This is a genomic window from Indolivaga macrotermitis, from assembly GCF_900128985.1.
Classification (GTDB): domain Bacteria; phylum Bacteroidota; class Bacteroidia; order Bacteroidales; family Dysgonomonadaceae; genus Dysgonomonas_A; species Dysgonomonas_A macrotermitis.
In genome coordinates this window covers 133,841-152,657 of record NZ_FQUC01000010.1, presented here as the reverse complement: position 1 = coordinate 152,657, position 18,817 = coordinate 133,841, and the positions used below count along the sequence as shown (strand labels likewise).

General features: G+C 31.3%; 18 protein-coding genes. 9 read left to right on the top strand and 9 right to left on the bottom strand.

Annotated features, from left to right (window positions below; genetic code table 11):
• Window positions 1-125: 125 nt before the first annotated feature.
• The 5 genes from BUC12_RS13565 to BUC12_RS13545 all read left to right on the top strand — a co-directional run bounded on the left by BUC12_RS13565 (window position 126) and on the right by BUC12_RS13545 (window position 7,512).
• Entirely contained in the window at window positions 126-1,310 is a 1,185-nt protein-coding gene (locus BUC12_RS13565; protein ID WP_062183621.1) for a hypothetical protein, read from the top strand.
• Entirely contained in the window at window positions 1,311-2,972 is a 1,662-nt protein-coding gene (locus BUC12_RS13560) for an ATP-binding protein (RefSeq protein WP_062183623.1), read from the top strand. It begins immediately after the preceding gene.
• A 2-nt stretch (window positions 2,973-2,974) separates the two neighbouring features.
• On the top strand, window positions 2,975-4,543 hold the full coding sequence (locus tag BUC12_RS13555) for an ATP-binding protein (RefSeq protein ID WP_062183626.1): 1,569 nt from the start codon (window positions 2,975-2,977) through the stop codon (window positions 4,541-4,543).
• Window positions 4,540-6,507, top strand: a complete 1,968-nt coding sequence (locus BUC12_RS13550) for a radical SAM protein (RefSeq protein WP_070808626.1) — start codon at window positions 4,540-4,542, stop codon at window positions 6,505-6,507. The genes BUC12_RS13555 and BUC12_RS13550 overlap by 4 nt, the downstream gene beginning before the upstream one ends.
• A gap of 138 nt (window positions 6,508-6,645) precedes the next feature.
• Entirely contained in the window at window positions 6,646-7,512 is an 867-nt protein-coding gene (locus tag BUC12_RS13545; RefSeq protein WP_062183629.1) for an NADAR domain-containing protein, read from the top strand.
• Here BUC12_RS13545 and BUC12_RS13540 read toward each other — a convergent pair.
• The 4 genes from BUC12_RS13540 to BUC12_RS13525 form a co-directional block, all read right to left on the bottom strand.
• Complete coding sequence (locus tag BUC12_RS13540; protein ID WP_062183632.1) at window positions 7,509-8,096, bottom strand: tyrosine-type recombinase/integrase; 588 nt, start codon at window positions 8,094-8,096, stop codon at window positions 7,509-7,511. The two genes, BUC12_RS13545 and BUC12_RS13540, sit on opposite strands and share 4 nt — an antisense overlap.
• A 97-nt stretch (window positions 8,097-8,193) precedes the next feature.
• A complete protein-coding gene (locus BUC12_RS13535) occupies window positions 8,194-8,514 on the bottom strand; it encodes a hypothetical protein (RefSeq protein ID WP_062183634.1) in 321 nt (106 codons plus the stop codon).
• Window positions 8,515-8,524: 10 nt separating this feature from the next.
• Complete coding sequence (locus BUC12_RS13530) at window positions 8,525-8,851, bottom strand: SH3 beta-barrel fold-containing protein (protein ID WP_062183637.1); 327 nt, start codon at window positions 8,849-8,851, stop codon at window positions 8,525-8,527.
• Window positions 8,852-8,870: 19 nt separating this feature from the next.
• The gene (locus BUC12_RS13525; protein WP_062183640.1) at window positions 8,871-9,065 is read right to left on the bottom strand and encodes a hypothetical protein; all 195 of its coding nucleotides are present in this window, start codon (window positions 9,063-9,065) and stop codon (window positions 8,871-8,873) included.
• A gap of 173 nt (window positions 9,066-9,238) precedes the next feature.
• Here BUC12_RS13525 and BUC12_RS13520 point away from each other — a divergent pair, with 173 nt between their 5' ends.
• The 3 genes from BUC12_RS13520 (at window position 9,239) to BUC12_RS13510 (ending at window position 11,123) form a co-directional block, all read left to right on the top strand.
• Window positions 9,239-9,553: a helix-turn-helix domain-containing protein gene (locus tag BUC12_RS13520; RefSeq protein ID WP_070808627.1), complete on the top strand. Its 315-nt coding sequence runs from the start codon at window positions 9,239-9,241 to the stop codon at window positions 9,551-9,553.
• Window positions 9,554-9,871: 318 nt separating this feature from the next.
• Window positions 9,872-10,183, top strand: a complete 312-nt coding sequence (locus BUC12_RS13515; RefSeq protein ID WP_062183642.1) for a hypothetical protein — start codon at window positions 9,872-9,874, stop codon at window positions 10,181-10,183.
• 4 nt (window positions 10,184-10,187) lie between these two features.
• Window positions 10,188-11,123, top strand: a complete 936-nt coding sequence (locus BUC12_RS13510) for a hypothetical protein (RefSeq protein WP_062183646.1) — start codon at window positions 10,188-10,190, stop codon at window positions 11,121-11,123.
• A 276-nt stretch (window positions 11,124-11,399) separates the two neighbouring features.
• Here the strand turns inward: BUC12_RS13510 and BUC12_RS13505 are convergent, their stop codons facing one another.
• Window positions 11,400-11,609: an NUMOD3 domain-containing DNA-binding protein gene (locus BUC12_RS13505; RefSeq protein WP_062183649.1), complete on the bottom strand. Its 210-nt coding sequence runs from the start codon at window positions 11,607-11,609 to the stop codon at window positions 11,400-11,402.
• Window positions 11,610-11,663: 54 nt separating this feature from the next.
• On the opposite strand from BUC12_RS13505, the gene BUC12_RS13500 reads away from it, so the two are divergent.
• Window positions 11,664-13,307 carry a hypothetical protein gene (locus BUC12_RS13500; protein ID WP_062183652.1) on the top strand — a complete coding sequence of 548 codons (1,644 nt, stop codon included), beginning with the start codon at window positions 11,664-11,666 and terminating at the stop codon, window positions 13,305-13,307.
• A 169-nt stretch (window positions 13,308-13,476) separates the two neighbouring features.
• Here BUC12_RS13500 and BUC12_RS13495 read toward each other — a convergent pair whose 3' ends face one another.
• The 4 genes from BUC12_RS13495 to BUC12_RS13480 all read right to left on the bottom strand — a co-directional run bounded on the left by BUC12_RS13495 (window position 13,477) and on the right by BUC12_RS13480 (window position 18,737).
• Window positions 13,477-14,091 carry a hypothetical protein gene (locus tag BUC12_RS13495; RefSeq protein WP_062183655.1) on the bottom strand — a complete coding sequence of 205 codons (615 nt, stop codon included), beginning with the start codon at window positions 14,089-14,091 and terminating at the stop codon, window positions 13,477-13,479.
• Entirely contained in the window at window positions 14,084-15,385 is a 1,302-nt protein-coding gene (locus tag BUC12_RS13490; RefSeq protein ID WP_062183660.1) for a tyrosine-type recombinase/integrase, read from the bottom strand. The genes BUC12_RS13495 and BUC12_RS13490 overlap by 8 nt, the downstream gene beginning before the upstream one ends.
• A gap of 792 nt (window positions 15,386-16,177) precedes the next feature.
• A complete protein-coding gene (locus BUC12_RS13485; protein ID WP_073357317.1) occupies window positions 16,178-17,851 on the bottom strand; it encodes a PepSY-associated TM helix domain-containing protein in 1,674 nt (557 codons plus the stop codon).
• Window positions 17,852-17,870: 19 nt separating this feature from the next.
• Complete coding sequence (locus tag BUC12_RS13480; RefSeq protein WP_062183662.1) at window positions 17,871-18,737, bottom strand: alpha/beta hydrolase; 867 nt, start codon at window positions 18,735-18,737, stop codon at window positions 17,871-17,873.
• Between the last annotated feature and the right edge of the window lie 80 nt (window positions 18,738-18,817).

Here is an 18,817-nt window from a genome sequence, read left to right as displayed (position 1 = left end):
CATATTTTATTTTTATCTCAATTTAGTTCTATACTTCCTTAGATTTATATAATTAACATTGTAAATAAATGTTTACATTTGCAAAAGTTAAATCGGTTAGATTCAAAGATTATAATTAGCTATCAATGAAAAATATTCGTACAATATTAGAAGAATCAACAAATGGAGTTTGTTATAATTCCTACAAATATTGTGCAGATGAAGAGTTAAGAGTTCCTACTCTTAGTTATGAGGAATCACAAACATTTTCAATTTTTAAAGATAGATATGGAGAAATTGATACTTCTTTGAAGAAAACAAAAGATGTATCAAAATTAGCACTGACATTATCAGAACAAGAGCCTTTATTTCGCTATTTTTTAGATGGGTCAAGAAGAGCGTATAAGGTAGATGATATTGAAATAAACAAAAGGATATTTCCAATCATGGCAGGACAAATTGGAGTTGCTTGTTGTGAAAGATTAAGTCCTCGAAATTTTAAATGTAAAGCATTAGACAATGACCTCGTAATGTCTTTGCCATCTGAAGCTAATCCTGAGATACGGAATGCAAATTTATTTTTCAATAATTTGAAAGATAAAATAAATTCTGTAGAAAGAGTTAAAAGAACAGGTTTAAACTTCTCAAAAATACTGAGCTATTCTTCGAAACAAACAAATAGTACAGAAGATTCAAAGTATGAACATTTGGGCATTGCTACAATTCAAGATGAGATGATAAACAGTGAGAAAAAAATCATTTCAGACTTAACTACTAAAAATCATCTAAATGAATGTTGTTATTTAATAAAAGATGGTTCTCTGCAATATAGACCCCAAAAAACTTCTGATATTAAAGAGTTAGCAAAAATCAAAAATAATTACAGGTGGGTTATTGGGGTATCAAAATTATTTAATCCTGAATTTAGTAAAGATAAAAGTGGAAAAAGTAATGCTGCTGCATTAGCTAATTTACAATTATATCATAGGACTCCTGCGTTTATGTTTCAACATGATAGAGAAAAATGGTCATTCTTGGGAGATTACACCTATAGTGTTTGGTATGTAAGAATTAGAGAAAAAAGCAGAACAGAAAGTCCATTTGCAGGAATCGTGAAAGTCGAAAAAATTCTAATAACCGAAGAAGAAATTCAACGGGGAATTGACTCTGAATTAGTTGATATATTAACCGCAAATATTATCAATGAACGAAATCCTGTCTGTTATGGAAAGGATAGTAGGTGGGCTAATCATCTTTATCCTGTTTATCTGACAGAACGATTTTTAAAAAGTAAATACCTTAGTGATATTCATTTCCTTAATCTATTTTAAATGAAACAAATTGGAAAAATAATAGCAACTGAAAAAATTCCAACAACAGTTGACGAGTTCTTCTTTTGGACTGACAAAGAATTAATAATACGACCTTTTGACGTTGTTAAAGTTAACCATATTAAGGAATCTACAACATTTGGAGTTGTAGAGGAAATTTCTCATCTTACTGATAGTTCAAGTTTTTTAGCAGGATATATTTCGAGTGATTTTGGTGATGTAAAATATGAACCTAAATACACTGAAAGAATAGGGATGAATTATGTTAGAGCAAAAGTTGTAGGTAATACTAAAGGGTTTTATACTCCTGTATTAGATGGTGCAAGTGTTAGTATTGCTACTGAAAAAGATGTAAAGGAAGCTCTTGGACTAAATGAAATAAAAAATCCATTACCTTGTGGATATCTTGAAATGTATGAAGAACCTGATAGCATTACTATCCCTGTTCATTTTAATTCGCATTTTCTAATTGGTCCCGAAGGTGCACATCTCAACATATCAGGTATTTCAGGATTAGCTTCAAAGACGTCTTACGCCATGTTTTTAATGAAAGCCATACAAGAACAATATTTAAAGTCAGACCAAAATGAATCTGTTGCTTTTGTAATGTTTAACGTAAAGGGTCGTGACCTTTTAGCGATAGATGAAGATAATGATGACCTTACAGAGGAAGATAAAGATATATATCGAATGTTGGGATTGACGCCTAAACCATTTGAAAATGTAAAGTATTTCTATCCCTACTCTAAAGATATAGTATCATCAACATATGGAAAAGATGTAAAAAGTCAAATGCAATTAGATAAGGCTTTCTTATATAAATATATTTTTGATGAAGATAAAGAAAATATAGACTTACTATTTTCAAATATTGATGACCCGACTCAGACAATGGAATCAATAGTCAATTATATTGCCACAGGTCAAGGAGCGTTTAATGGTATTACTAATTGGAATGAGTTATTATCAGAAATATATAATAGCACAAAGGCAGGGAACGCAGGCAAAAGAGATAGTGATTCAATTTCTGTATTAAGTTGGCGTAAGTTTTATAGATTATTCAGAAAAACTATTGAAAAGACAACTATATTCTCAAACTCTATAAACAATCAACCTAATAGTAAAGAGACAAGGTTATATTCTTCTATTTTAGATATACAAAAGAACGATATTCATGTTATTGATGTTGCTAAACTTGATGAGGATACGCAAGGTTTTGTTTTCGGAGATGTTATGAGGGCTATTTATGAGTTAAAATTGGGGCAAGCAAATGATAGAAGTGAGGCTGAGATTCCTTCTAAAATTATTGTATTTATTGATGAATTAAATAAATATGCATCAAAAGATGTACCTAAAAGCTCTCCAATTTTAAGGCAATTATTAGATATCACAGAAAGAGGTCGTTCTCTTGGTATAATTTTATTCTCGGCAGAACAGTTTAAGAGCGACATTCATGATAGGGTTAAAGGAAACTGTGCTACCCATGCTTATGGAAGAACTAACGCAATAGAATTATCAAAATCTGATTATCAATATGTACCTAAAGTCTATAAATCTATGCTTACAAGATTAAAACAGGGGGAATATGTTATACAAAATCCTGTTTTTAGGTCACTATTAAATATAAAGTTCCCTAAACCTATCTATAAACAATTTAAATAAATATGAATACAAACTTTACGCCATCAATAGGAAAAGATGTTATTGAGTCTCTTACAATTGGGATGTATGAAGATTCCCGTTTTATTTATAGAGAATATATACAAAATTCGGCAGACCAAATTGATAAGGCGATTAAAGAAGGACTAATACAATCATCTGAAGGAGAAATTCATATAAATATTGATTATGATACAAGGTCTATATCGATAGAGGATAACGCAACAGGTATTATATCTACAGAAGTTCAACCTATTTTGCAAAATATAGCCCAATCCACAAAAAAGAGAGGAGTAGATAAGGGGTTTAGAGGTATTGGACGTTTAGGTGGCATTGCTTACTGTGATGAACTAATTTTTGAAACTTCTTTCAAAGGTGAGAATAAAAAGTCTATTCTCACATGGAATGCTTTAGAATTAAAAAATATCATCAATAACCGAAATATAAAGGAAGATGCAATATCTGTTATTAGGGAAGTTACTACTTTCTCAATAGAAAAAGAAGACTCTGATGAGCACTATTTTAAGGTAATACTTAAAAATGTAACAAATGATGATTTATTAGAGAAGGATTCTATAAAAAAATATCTTTCGATGGTAGCTCCTGTCCCATTTGCTACAAAATTTATTTATAAAAGTAAGATTTATAAAGAACTAAAAGATGTAGGTATTTCATTAGATGAATATAAAATCTATTTGAATAGCGGACAAGATTGCGAGCAAATATTTAAAGGGTATTCAACATACATTTATAAAGGTGATGAAAATAATAGTAGAAAAGAAGATGAAGTTATTGATATAGAAATATTTAAAGAATATTCGTCCGATGGTAAGCTTTTGTTTTGGGGATGGCATAGTATCTCAGAAAAAAATCAATCTTTAAACCAAATAAATTTTATGCGAGGTTTTAGACTTCGTAAATCTAATATACAAATAGGAGATGAATATACTTTGCTAAAGCTTCAGCGTGATAGGCGTTTTCATTTCTATTTCTTTGGTGAAATTTATGGTATTCATGCAGATTTGATACCTAATTCAAGGCGAGATTATTTTACTGAAAATAAAATATTTTTTGAATTCGAGCAGAAATTGAAATCTTTTTTTCATACTAAAGTTTATAAACTATGTTATGTTGCTTCCGAGTTAAATAGTTCTTTAAAAAGAATTGAAAGTTTGAAAATATTTGAAGGAGAATATCTTCAAAAGCAAACTGATGGATTTACTGATAGAAAGGAGCATGAAGAATTTGTTGAGCAATTAAGAGTAAAGCAAGAAGAAGCAGAAAAAGCTAAAATTAAAATAGAAAAAATACAAAAAGAAGCAGATGAAAAATCTGTTATTCCTATTCAACGGATATTAACAAGAGTTATTCAGCCTGAAACAACAAGCATTAGTACGACTCTAACGATTAGTGAAGGAAAGCAAGATAAAACTAAATTTAGAACAGATAAATTGAGTCGATTAAGTAATAAAGAACGTAAATTTGTCGGAAAAATTTTCACAATCATTCGAGATGTGCTTGACAATGGTAGTGCTGAAGATTTGATTTGTAAAATAGAAGAAGAAATAAAATGAGTAATAAAAGAAGAAATATTCTTCTTATAGAACCTAAATATAAGAATAAATATCCCCCTATTGGTCTAATGAAAATAGCAACCTATCATAAAATGTTAGGTGATAATGTTATGTTTTTTAAAGGTGATTTAAAAGATTTAGTATTAGACCAAATGACTGAAGAATGTATCCATAAGCTAATAAAGATTGACAACGAACAAGATTGGAGAAGGAAACATTCAACAATAAGGAATTATATCAAAACTAAAAGAAACCTATTCTTAGAGGATTTAAACATTGAAAACTCAAAATATAAATCTCTAATAGTAAATTGTATTACATATTTTGCTGCGGTATACTATAAGAAAGATTACGACAACTTTCCCAAGTGGGACAGAATATACATAACTACCTTATTCACATTTTATTGGAAAGTAACAGTAGAAGCTATACAGTATGCTAAAAATTTAGTAACCAATCAAAAAAAGATTTGGGTAGGGGGAGTACTTGCATCTTTATTATATGAAGAACTTGAACAAGAAACAGGTATAAAGCCGTATAAAGGATTGCTTGATAAACCTGATATTCTTGACCCTAATAACAAAAAAGCGAAAGGCATTATTATAGACAATCTACCTCTTGATTATTCAATACTTGATGAAATAGAATATATCTATCCAACAGGAAGTGCATATTTTACTTATATGACAAAAGGTTGCACAAGGAAGTGTGTGTTCTGTTCTGTACCAATATTAGAGCCAACATACAAAGCAAAAGTTGATACCATTGACAAATTTTCTGAAATAAATGAAATATATGGTGAACAACAGCACCTACTATTGATGGACAACAACGTATTAGCTTCTCCAAGATTTCCTGAGATTATAGAAGAAATTAAAGAAATGGGATTTTACAATGGAGCAACTTATATTGAGCCTAACCAATTAGAAATTTCTATTAGAAATCTCAAGAAAGGAATGAATGATAAAGCATATGTTCGCAGATGCTATTTTCTATTTCATGAATTATTGAAAAAGCTGAGAAGTAATACTCAACAGACTTTTTACAATACTTTAGATGAATATAATCTAATAAAAATAGAGACTATAACAAAGGAAGGTGTTTTAAAAGCCTATGAGAAGCTAAAAGATATATATGAACGATATAGACCTCAGAAGCCTAAACAACGCTTTGTGGACTTCAATCAAGGTGTAGACGCAAGGTATATTACTGAAGATTTAATGAAGCTAATGAGTGAAATTCCTATTCGACCTTTGAGAGTAGCATTTGACTATTGGGAAATAAAAGATAAATATGAAAATTCTGTAAGGTTAGCAGCAAAATATAATATAAAAGAATTGTCAAATTATATCTTGTATAATTTTAAGGACACCCCTGAAGATTTATATAACAGATTACAATTTAACGTAGAATTAGGAGAGGAACTTAATATACATATATACTCATTTCCAATGAAATACATTCCACTATTTGGAGAGGAAGCAAAAGACAGAACCTTTATTGGTTCTCATTGGAACAAAAAGTTTATTCGAGCTATCCAATCTGTTCTTAACGTAACCAAAGGGATTGTTGCTCCTGGACGAAGTTTCTTTACTGAAGCTTTTGGTAAAAATATGAACGAATTTTTTGAAATACTTTATATGCCTGAAACTTATATTGTTTATCGACATTTGTTCCGAGATTTGGGCTATACAGAAATGTGGCATACTCTTTACTATTCACTATCTGATGAAGAAAGAGAACTTACTCATTCTATTGTAATATCTAATGATTTTAAAAACTATCTTCAATTGACAGATAATCCAAAGATATTGGAGTTATTAAGGCATTATACAATAAAAAGAGAGGATGTTAATGATGTAAAGAGTAAAGATTTGAATTATTCTAAAATGAAACAATATTTTGATAAGCTTATTAAGGACGACCAATTTAAGACTCTCACATTAACTTATGATTTCGAATAACATCTATTATTAATAAGTAAGTGTTCACAATTAAGCAGCATATACTTATTTCTTACAATCAAGATATAGTAGTTGTTTATATGTGAAATAAATATGAACACTTACTTAATGTATCACTAATTGCTCTATCTTTGTTTTATGCGAGATGAATTTAAGATAGGTGAAATCTGTAAGAGAAAAGGTCTTACTTTGAAACAGCTTGCAGAAGGTGTAAATATCCACCCTGTGAGCTTTACTCAGGCTCTGAGTGATAAAGGCAATCCGACCTTCGAAACATTATCCAAAATAGCTTCTTTTCTGCAAGTTGATTTATTTGAACTATTTAGAACATCCACACCTATAATCGAGCTGCATAAATGGGAAATATATGATTCTCACAATGTTGTTACTTTTCGAAAATTAGATGGGGAATATGGAGCTTTTTCCAATATGTCAAAACAATTTGGAATAGAGCTGTTTGGTGTCCAATTTGTAGCATCTGAAATGCTGTATATGATAGCAGGTTTTAAAGATAAATCTATTCAGGAGGAGCTTCTTAAAGAAAATAATCCTACCAAAGCTAAACGTATCTTTCGTCATGGTGTTTATCTGAAAAAGCATTGGCGAAAAGATTGGAGTAGCTTTAATTTTGAATGGATGAAATTCTGCCTTGTTCAAAAATATGCCCAAAATCCTAAATGGGTTGACCTACTTAATTCAACCAATGGCAAAACTATCATTGAAGATTCGACCATGCAAAACGGTATTTCGTCCTCTTATTGGGGAGCAAAAGACCTTCTTAGACGTCATATTATTTCAGAAAAACGAAGCTCTCTAAAAGTAAAAAAAGTATCAAAAGAAGAAATTAATTTTGAATTGGATAAAATTTATTCAACTGTTGGAGATGGGTATTTTCAAGGAGTTAATAATATGGGAAAACTTCTGACCATTCTTAGAGATAATAATGGAAAGTTAAATTATACTCTTCCAAATGACATTCATATTTTAGGTAATAGAATTTCTTAAAAGCTCAATAAATCATAAGCCTCCATTAATTCCTCTGAACGCAATCCAAGATATTTTCTTGTAGTCCTGACATCTGAGTGATTGAATAATTCAGAGAGTTTCACTAATGCTAATTCTGCATTATTACCTGCATTATTATAAACTTGACGACCAAATGTTTTCCTCATAGTATGAGTAGAGAAGTTTTTAATTTTGAGATTGTATCTCACTCTAATTTCCTTAAAAACAACATTAATTCTTTGCACTGAATAGACAGAACCTTTTTGACTTGTAAAAATAAAATCATCGGTTGTTTGAGGCTTAATTTCTTTATAACAAGCTTGGATATGCTTTTTCAGTTGGTCATTTATTTTGATGGTACGTTGTTTTTTAGTTTTCTTCTCAATAATGTTTAGTGTATTAGTATTGAGTATATCGCACCATTTCAAATTTAAGAGGTCAGAAATTCTGACACCAAAGAAACTACCCAAAGTAATCAATAATGAAAATTTATAATTTTGGTCTTGATACAATTTAGATATTAGCAATATATTACTATCCCACTCTAAATAATCGGCTGTTGTATTTTGAAATTTCTTACTCATAATAATATTCAGTTTTGTCGGTTAATCGTTGTTAGTGAATGCCTATTTTGGTGCGAAATATCTAATCGTCAGTTTATCAAAACATTATCTGTTTCTCTTATAAGGGAAGTGAATATTTATCCCTTACCCTCTGCTCATAATTTTTGCAACATTCTACATTATCATCAATTACATCTATCAGTTGGTCAATATAAATGCCTTCGATAAACTTTACTTCTTTCAGCCTGTTGGATAGTAGTTTTATATCAAACAGGTCTGAGCCTTCATTGTATATTATTTCAACGATACCTTTATGTATAAATCCGTCCACATTGAAACGCAGACCATTTTCAATAGCTACAAACTTATGACTACCCCATGACCAAAAGATATTTAGATTAGATTTTAATATCGACAGTAAATAATTTGCTGTTTTCATAACTAATTTATTATAAGATTGTTATTAAATTCTCATACCTAAAACTTTTCCAAGATTGGCTTTCAATGTCAAAGTAGGCTTGACAATTATAGTATCTTTTTGGTACTCCATACCCATGGATATTATTGACAACAACTTTTTCAAGTAGTGTACCCCATGCTTCCCTGATTGTTCCATCTTTCTTTCTATATAAAAAATGTGTGACTCCATTCATCATTTTTAGCTGCAAAAGTTCTATCATTGAAGATGTTGTTAAAGAATCATTAAGATTATATCCTTTAAGTACCATCGTTTTTGCTCTGTCCAATATCATAAGTTGATTAATATTTGTTTTCATATCTTGATATATTATTCGTTTAAAATTTCTTGGTTATGTTTTTAGGTTGTCCCCATCCGTTTAATCTATATACAGCTTTAACTGCATCTTCAAAATATCCATAATCCTCAATATGGCGAGCAGTAGAACCTGTTTCCGTAACCGTTGTATATTGATACACACTCCACATATTACGCTTATGACAGAAATGATATAATCCAACTTTTTCTTTCATTTATTTATAATGCTTTATTAATTATTTACACTGCAAATATAATGATATACTATTACATTTTGAAATAAAAACAATAAAAATGTAACGGTTTAGTGAAACTTTAACACTTTTTTGTAGTAGTATATGGATTTGATAGGTATTTTTGCGAATGATAAACCATTACAAAATATAAAATGGAAGAACTCAGGATAAAAGAAATACTAAAACAACAAGGAAAGACTATGCAAGACCTTGCTGATATGATAGGCATAAACAGGGTAAACTTATCTAATAGCCTGAATGGGAATCCAACTTTGGAGCGATTGAAGCAAGTTGCTGATTCTCTAAATGTAAGCGTTAAAGACCTGTTCAGGGAGACCAAGAAAGAGGGTATTGAAATATTCGGGTTAATCAAAATCAATGAAGATATTTGGATAGTCGATAATTTTCCAACATTGGAACAAGTTTTTAGTCAAGTAAAATCATTACAAGAGAAAGAATCTAAATAAAAATATTATAACTTTGTAACAACTATATTTCAAAGCGTTGATGATGTAGTTATTTATTAGAATTTTAAAGAATGTATTAGTTCAATTTAATCCTTTTCTTTCAGAAATCGCCAAATTTCATCACAATTACAAGGATTAGCAGCTAAATACTCACATTTTCATATATGGGAATGTGAGCTATTTAGTTTGTCTTTTAGTCTGTAATTGTGCGTGTTTGGCGATACGTTGAAGGAAGATTGATTGGCAGCTAAGTAGCTTCACATTCTCTTTTTTTATAATATCCTATTTGAAGCTAATAGGTATTAAGAAATATTTATTATGCGTACAAAATGTTTATTAATTAGTTTGGTATTCTTCTTTGCTTCATGTGGACCAAGTACTCCCGATGCCCAAATTTATGACATTCAAGACCATACATTAGGTCTAAGTTGTAAAATAAAAAATATTTCAGGAGGGTTCAGAACGAGATTAGATGCGATTGTTAAAGTAAAATTTGATGATGGGACTACCGAAAAGACAAGCAGTTGTGTATACGACTTAGATGCAGGAGATGTGCAAGAAGCTATTTTGCAGGTATCAGTTGCAAACCAAAGAAAGAGAATTATATCTTGGGAAATTGTAGACAGATAAGGTTATGAAATATAAATTATATTTACTGTTTATAACAACTTTAATAATCATTTCTTGTAATAGTAAAAAGAATGATGCCAATACAACAGAAGAACCCGAATCATCAGTAAGTGATAGTATTATTTTAGTAAATAATATGGTAGAACAAAAATTAGATAATGTTATTGGGATATGGACTTATACTTTTGATAGAAATGATGGTATGGGTAATATAACCTATGAATTAGGATTTTTTGATGATGAAAATGGTTATTACAGACCTTGTTATGATGATTGTTCTTTTATAGGTAAATATAAAATTGAAAATGGTATTTTATATTTTAATGGTGAAGAAAGTGGTGATAATGTAGACCCCGAAAATATTAATAAGATTAATGTGAAATTTACTATTAAAGGTTCTACATTAGTAACAGATAACGGTGAAGTATATATTAAAGATGAAAATGAAGAAGTTATAGCTTTACGAACTATTGAAGATAATAATGTAGCATCAAGTAAACCAACAGTAGAAGATATAATAAATGTGTTGCATAAAAATTTATTCGTATATAAACATAGTGATGGTTTTTATGTGTCATTTAGTTTTGATTATAGAGGTTTAGATGGTGATGGTAATCCTACATTCCTAACAGAAGTATCAGAATTTGTACCGAATAATAGTATTCCAACTTCACCTGCTGATGTTATTATGCAATCATTTAATCAGGTTCGATATTTACGGATAAATAAAGGAATACACTTTGTTGTTAAAGAACATCTACAAAATGATTATCTTGTATTGAAAAAGAAAGATAGTCACGATAATTTAAGATATTTTAAAATTTCAATATATAATATAATAAGAAATGAAGAAGGTAGAATTAAGGAAGCTGATGTATATGCGAGCACTCAAGGTAAAATTAGATTATCAATGATGCCCAAAAATTACAGAAAACGATAAAACACAAATATTAAATAATTTGAATGGTGATAATCAGAAATGGTTATCAATAGTTTTTTACTATTTTACTATTTGTGTAGAATAAGGGTTGCCATATCAGCAACCCTTATATTTTTAGAAAATTTTTAAATATAAACATTGGATAATTCACACACCGCTTATTTATATAGACACCAACTGTTTAATGTGTTTAACGTGCTGAAAATATGCGGTTTATATTTACGATTAATGAAACTGCTTAAATCAGAACGAATTGTAGTAGGTGTCAAAAGGTACTCATTTATCACCATTATCAACAGGTTTATTTGGAATCCCTTGCCAATATTGCTTCATTTTGGTGCTGATTTTCATTTTTGTCTCCTCACTTCGTTCCCGTCCATAGTTTGGATTATTAATTCCTTGCTTCTTTACCGACATTCTTGTCTTAGTTAATTCGCTCGCTTCTCTAAATATTCGTGCCATATCATCTGTAATTATTATTTTCATTATTCTTGACTTTTTTCTTTATTGAACTATATTTATATATAAATATCTGATAAAATGGAAAAAGAAACTTTCAACCCCGAAAAAATCAAATTGAAAAGAGGAGAATTCTTGCAATACTATATAGATGGGCTTGATATTAACTACATAATAAAGAAACATAAAGAATATAGTGTACTAACACAAGATGAAAGAGATTTCTATGAGCAATATAATTCTAAACGAGCAGAAGCTAATAATGTTAGCCATGTTGTTCCCCAATCTTTGACATGGAAAGAAATTGAAGAAAAGATGAACCTAGCAGCAAAAAACTTCTCTGATGATGTTAAGGTAATAAACATTGAGAGAAAACTTAACCGAAAACCAATAGGAAAGCAGCATGAGCTAAAATTACATCACAAATTTACTTATCTGATACATTTATTCTGTTCCCGATGCACTAACAACGAGAATGGACAGACTAATATCAATGCAGAATTATTGAAGAATATTATCGGTGATGAGTACAATTTAGCTCTTTATACATTGAATAGAATCGGATTAATATATACTATTGGCGGTTATGTCATTGGAAAGAAATCAAGTGCCTATCGTCTACAAAATGACTATGCTCGTTCTATAAAAGTGAAGCCATCTTCCCATGTACAAGTCAAAAGATATATTGACAAAGTTACTAACAAGATTGAAGCCCATAAGAAAGCCAAATTTCAACGATTGGCAGATAGAGATAAGTTCATAGTTGAAAGGTATGATAATTGTTTATCAAAGCTTAAAATGACCCGAATAGATGAATGTAAAGATTTTATATTAACAGGAAAAATATATGAGGATAATAAACCTATGCAAAAGGAATATTACAAGAATATATTTACAAAATATATCATTCAAGAAAACGGTACTTTCAAAATATCTGAAATTGATAATGACAATCGTATATACCATATTCTCACAAATACACCAAAAGATTTGAAAGAATATCTAAATATAAAATTCTCTATTGATATTAAGAATTCACATCCATTATTACTAAATAAACTATTACTAATTTATTATATTGATAATGAATTATTTAATAATATTGTAAATAAAGAAATTAAACATATCAATATAAATACTATACTTATTTCTAATAGTAAACCATATACCCATTATGTTTCGGAGAATATTCATAATGATTTAATATACAATAATATAGAAGAGTCGTTGGATGACACTAAAAATATTCCACTCGATGTTAGAAAATACATCTGCAAGACTTCGCAAGGTCAGATGTGGGAGGAATTATTGGATGCTTGCGATGCTAAGGGATTGAAAGCTGATGATAGAGGGGAATTGAAAGCTCAAATGTTTGCGGAGGTTTTCTATTCCAAGACCCGAACAATCACTTACAAAGAATATGGTAGCGTCTTTAAGTCTATCTATCCGAATGTATATAAAGTAATTAATAAATTAAAACCGAAAGGAGAAGAAACAAAGTTAAGCCATCTTATTATGAAGATAGAGAGTGAGCTATTTCACCAAATTTTGGAAAGAATATATAAGCAAACGGAATATGACGCTATTAATATCCACGATGCGGTACTCATCCTTAATACCCCGAGTAACGAGAATTGTAAGATTGATGGAATAGAATCCATAATGAGAGATGTCTACAACAATTACAGCTTATTTCCGACCTTTTCTATTGACCGATACAACTAAGAACAATAGCTCAAATAAGCTTAATATAGTTCAAATACAACTGCTTTTCTATTTTGGAAAATATTTGTGTGTCGATAAACAGGGTGTAATCCAAGTTCAAAAGCACCCCATAGTTTAATAGAGTTTACTTGGATGGATACCGCTTGCCTGCGTCCAAAGGGGTGAATAATTACATTTCTTCTTTTCGGTAACGTTCCAACTCTTCAATATTGAAAGTATAGGGTTTGACCGCAGTAGATATAGGCTTGATTTTTCCTTCAAGAAGAGTAGTTAACTTTCGGTCAGTAATTTGAAGATACTCACAAGCCTCCTCTCGAGAATATACCTTTTTATTGGGGTCAAATTTGAACTTACTGTCAATATAATCTTGAATAATTTGATTGATTTCTATTGAATTATCCTCTTTTTTCGTTTGGACTGTTGATGCAATAACAGTAGATGGAGTTAATTGCATCTCAGATATTTTATTTTCCACATAGTTCTTTAGAAATCTGAATAATGGGATTTTCTCTTTTGAAGTATTAATTACCATCATAGACATATTGGTATCAATAGATGAGACTTTTGGTTCTTTCAATTTAGCCTCTTCTTCCATAATATAACTCTCAAAGCCTTTAATATAATCATCTATAATATAAATACAGTCTTGAAGTTCGGTTTTTACATATATGATATTATGAGAATACTTTTGCAATAGCTCATTAATGTAATTATTGAAAATTGATGAAATTTCAATGTTACTTTCTGCACCAACACAGCAATTCCATAATTTGTTTTTATTCATTTTCACCTATTAGATTAGTTAACAGTTTATTACTCGCATCTTTAAACACGGGGAATTTTTCATTTCTATGAACATACCCTTGTGTAACAGTTGTTGTTCTTTGTGCCATCATATCTCGAATATCATCGTAACCATAACCTTCTTGTCGGGCGTGGGTAGCCCATGTATGACGAGACCAATAAAATGATATATTATCAATATTTAGTTTCTTTGCAACACGTTTGAGAGCCTTCCTTATTCTCCCAAGTTCTTCCTTTATTTTATAAAACCTTTCTTCTCCACTGATTAATTCATAGAAAGGGAAAAGATAATTACTTTTGTCCTTTGATAAATTTCCATGTTTATCAAGAATAACTTCTAACAATGGATTAATGAAAACGTAAGTATATTCAATATTTCTTACAGTATTTTTTGTTTTATTACGATTGAAATATATGTACTTATCTCCTATATCATCAATCAATATGTTGTTATATTTTAAATCCATAATATCAGAGAAATTCATGCCTTGACAAAAATAACTAAATAAAAACAAGTCAATAGCCAAAATCTCTTTTGTTACCTTATTATCTACGTTGGATTGATGATATTCATATATTTTCTTGAAATCGTCCCATGAAAGCAGCATATCACGGGGTGTATACTTAGGAATAACATATTTATTCCTTCCAAATGGAAAATCATCTCTTCTTGCAATCTTTTTTACATCAATGGCATAGTTATAGACAGCTCGTAATGGACGCAAATAAATACCAATAGTTGCACTTCCTTCATTGAATGCCGATTTTGCATATTTTTTCAGAAACTCAGGGGTAATATCCCTAAAATATAATTTAGACTTGTACCTTCTTAAATGATTTAATGCACATGTATATGCATCAACAGTTCCATGTTGCTTATTATCTTTAAGATTTTGTATATATTCTTCATAGACCGAATAAACATCTTTAACCGATTTTGTTTTTGAATTGTATATCCGAGAAAATTCATCAAAAGAGAAAAAATCCCTTATTTCATCTGCTATTCGATTTGCTTCTGCAAACTTCTTTTCTGCATCCCTACGAATGGTTAGTAATTCAGCCTTGCGACTTGTGAATAATCCTTCAAACTCTTCTTTGGTTAAATAATAAGGCTTATCTAATGAGAAATATCGTGGTTGACGTGAATATGTTACACGTATTTTTAATGGATAAAGATTTTCTTCGACATCCTCTCTACCTATCTGTTTCTTTGTCTTATCTGTTATAGCTTTCTTTGTATCTAAAGCAATAGCTACGTTTACTGAATGTTTCATTTTAAATTATATTGGTGGAAACAAAACGAATAACAAAATGCGTAAAAACCTGTCAAAAGTTGATACATTACAAAGATACGAAATAAGATAATTGTTTGAAAATTAATTTTTTATGATTAATGTTGTAAATAGATGAAATTTGTAAAATCAAACTCATAATCAGGGGGTCCCTGGTTCAAGCCCAGGTGGGACCACAAAAGCCGAAGTCAACATCGGCCAAAATTAAGAAAAGCCTTCTAAATATTTAGTTTAGAGGGCTTTTTTAGTTTCTATAAACTTCTCTTAGGTCATCTTTTAGACCTGAAAAAGCCAATCTAAAGTCAAAAACCGTTACTAAAACATTACTATTTTGGGAAGCTATTTTTAGTAATGGATTTCGTTGTAAACATCTCATTTACTATCTATTGCCGTAATTGGCTGTCATTCTTCAAAACGAAAAAACAAAAATTTGTAATTAAAATTTGAAGAATTATGAAGTCAACATTCAGGACACTTTTCTATGTGAGAAAGAATCAGCCTAAAAAGAATGGTAAATATGCTATTATGGCAAGAATAACTGGATATTCCAACTAGGAAACAGATCAGTAGTTGCGCCGGGCAAAACAATACACGCCCTGCAGACCAGAGTAATGGTTTTATCTTAATTAGTAATAATAGATTATGTTGTATTATAAGCTGATAATAGAATTATTATCAGCTTATAATTGTTATAGCCTACTTCGAATTTAAAGAGCTACTGGCAAATAAAGAATTGGTATTAATTGATAATATCTTGTAATGCCATCTTTATAATTAAGCTTTTTTCTTTTTCTTCTTAAAAGATTTTCTAATCCAGATATAATACCCGGTCAATGGAAGTGTACCACCAAGAAATGCCGCAACGAACGTCAGGATACGGGTCAGCATACCACCCCAGCTTCCGACATGTACCGAATATATCCATCCCCGTATTTTACCCGAGTTATCCTGATCTTTGTACAATTTAGTATCTGTAATTTCTCCTGTTTTCGGATCAAATATATACCGGTCTGAACCTCTTTGGTTCCCCCATGTATCAAAGGATATATTAGCAGAATTCTTCGATACGCTAATCTGCTTATTTGTCGGATTCTGAACTGATAATTGGTCGTATACCTGTTGCCATACAACAAAATCAACAGGAGCAGACTGTCTGTTACCTCCTCGTTCGCCTCTTTCTCCTCTTTCGCTTTGTCCTTCATGTCTTAACGAATCCGGACGCTCTTCTCTCGAATCATTTACAACTACAGTTGCATTATTCCGATCACCTCTATTTCCTCTTCTCTCTTGTCTTTCGGAGTCAGGCTTCGGCATAGGTTTTTCCTCATTCGTTGCCAAATCATGGTCTCTACCACGACCTCTGTTATGTCTTTCTTGTCGTAATGAGTCGGGCATACCACCCGAAATAGTATCATTTTCAGCAAAACGGCCTCGTCTTTCAGGATTCTCTCCTCTTCTCTCATGCCTTAGAGAATCAGGTCTCTCTCCTCTCCTTTCCTCTCGGTTTCTTTGACCTTGACCATTTCTACCTCCGTCCCTCTTCCTTTCATTCTTTAAGGAGTCGGGCTTTTCTACAGACTTATTATCTGTATTCATCGCGATATTACGATCATGCTTGCGGTCGCGATCCTGCCTCTCTGGCATTATTGAATCTATTCTGATCGAATCTTTCTTTTCATCTCTTCCCGGTCTGCGATCACTGTTTTCATCTGCCAATGGGCTTTGTTGCTGGCCTCCGCCACCATGACCTCCTCCTTGTTGCACTTCTACACCAAAGACTTTATAAAAACCTGTTCTGTACCAAGAGAAAGACCATGTGAGGCCGGTAAGAGCCAATGCTAATAATATGATCGCAGCATAAATTCCTCCGGCAAGATGGAGGTCGTACCAAAATCGTTTATGCCCTCTCGTCACTGATACTTTCAATCGGTTTTTCAATCCTTTTATCGTTTTAGGCACCCAAATAACAATACCCGTTATCAGAATAAACACAAAGATCAGAGTACTTGTACCCACAATCATTTTGCCCCAGAAAATTCCTCCATCGGGCTTCATCGAATCCAATAACCATCTGTGTGTTCGAAACATCACACTGAAAAATGCAGTCCGTTGGAAACGTGGCTTTACTTCTCCCGTATATTGATCTACATAAACAGATGCTCTACGAGGCTTAGACAAACCCACCTGATAAGCCTTACTTGGATCTGACGGTATGCTTACACTCGCAACCGAGACGCTATCGGGTAATGTTGCCGCCACTTTTTCCAGAAGCTCATTTATAGGTAATGGCTTTTCTTTCACCTGCTCCACAAAATAACGCTCGGGATAGCAAAACTCCATTATCTCATCTTCAAACACTAAAGCAGCTCCCGATAAACAGATAACGGATATTATCAACCCGAAAGGTATTGAAAGCCACAAGTGTAATTTGTGAAATATCTTTTTCATCAATTTGGATATATAATTGTTATTTAAATTTATTTCTAAGATTAGGGGTTACATATATTTGCCTGAAGGCATCTATCATACCCGGGATAGGAATAGTTCCATGATTTTCATCCGGAAATACTTTTGAATAATATAAAAGTCCTTTTTCTTTTCCTTTAGGAAGTGTTTCCTCTAAAAAAACATTGGCAACACTAAAATGTATATATCTATTGTCCGGACGTTTTCCTCCGGCAATTCCGACATATAATGTTTTATTTGAAAATTGTTTTGTTTGCAGAATATACTCTGCATCCTTTGCTAATTTTGCATTATCCCACCATAAAGCAGGATCAATAGCAATATAAGTATCGAATTTATCTGTGTATTGAAAAAATACACTCAGAACGAATAAGCCTCCGTATGAATGTCCGAAGAGAATATTTTCCCCACTAGTTTTATAGCCTAAGTCTATAAGCGGGCGAAGCTCTTCAATAAGAAAACGGGCAAATGTACCGGCCCCTCCTCCTAACTCTTTATCTCCTTCTTCACGCGTTCCATCGCGACGATAGGCTGACTTTGTAGGTGTCAGGTCACGTGTCCTGTCTGTATTAATTATACCTACAACAATACACTCCGGCATCAAAGAGGCACGTTCTGTAAAGAATGACTTATGTACAGCGGTCAGACTATGAAAAAACGATTCTCCATCAGTCAGATAAATGACCGGATATTTCTTATCAGAACTATTCTTGTTATAGGAATTTGGGAGGTATACCTGATATTCTCTTTTCTCTTGCAGAAGGTTGGAAAACACCTTATACTTTTTACCTATACAAATATCTTCCTGGGCAAAAGAATAGGCTGAAATAGAGAATAATAAAAAAAATGCCCAATAATATATTCTCATGGAATGATGGATTCTTCAATTAAGATAAAACTGACGATACAAAAAATATACCGCCAGTTTTACATTGCACTTTATAAGAA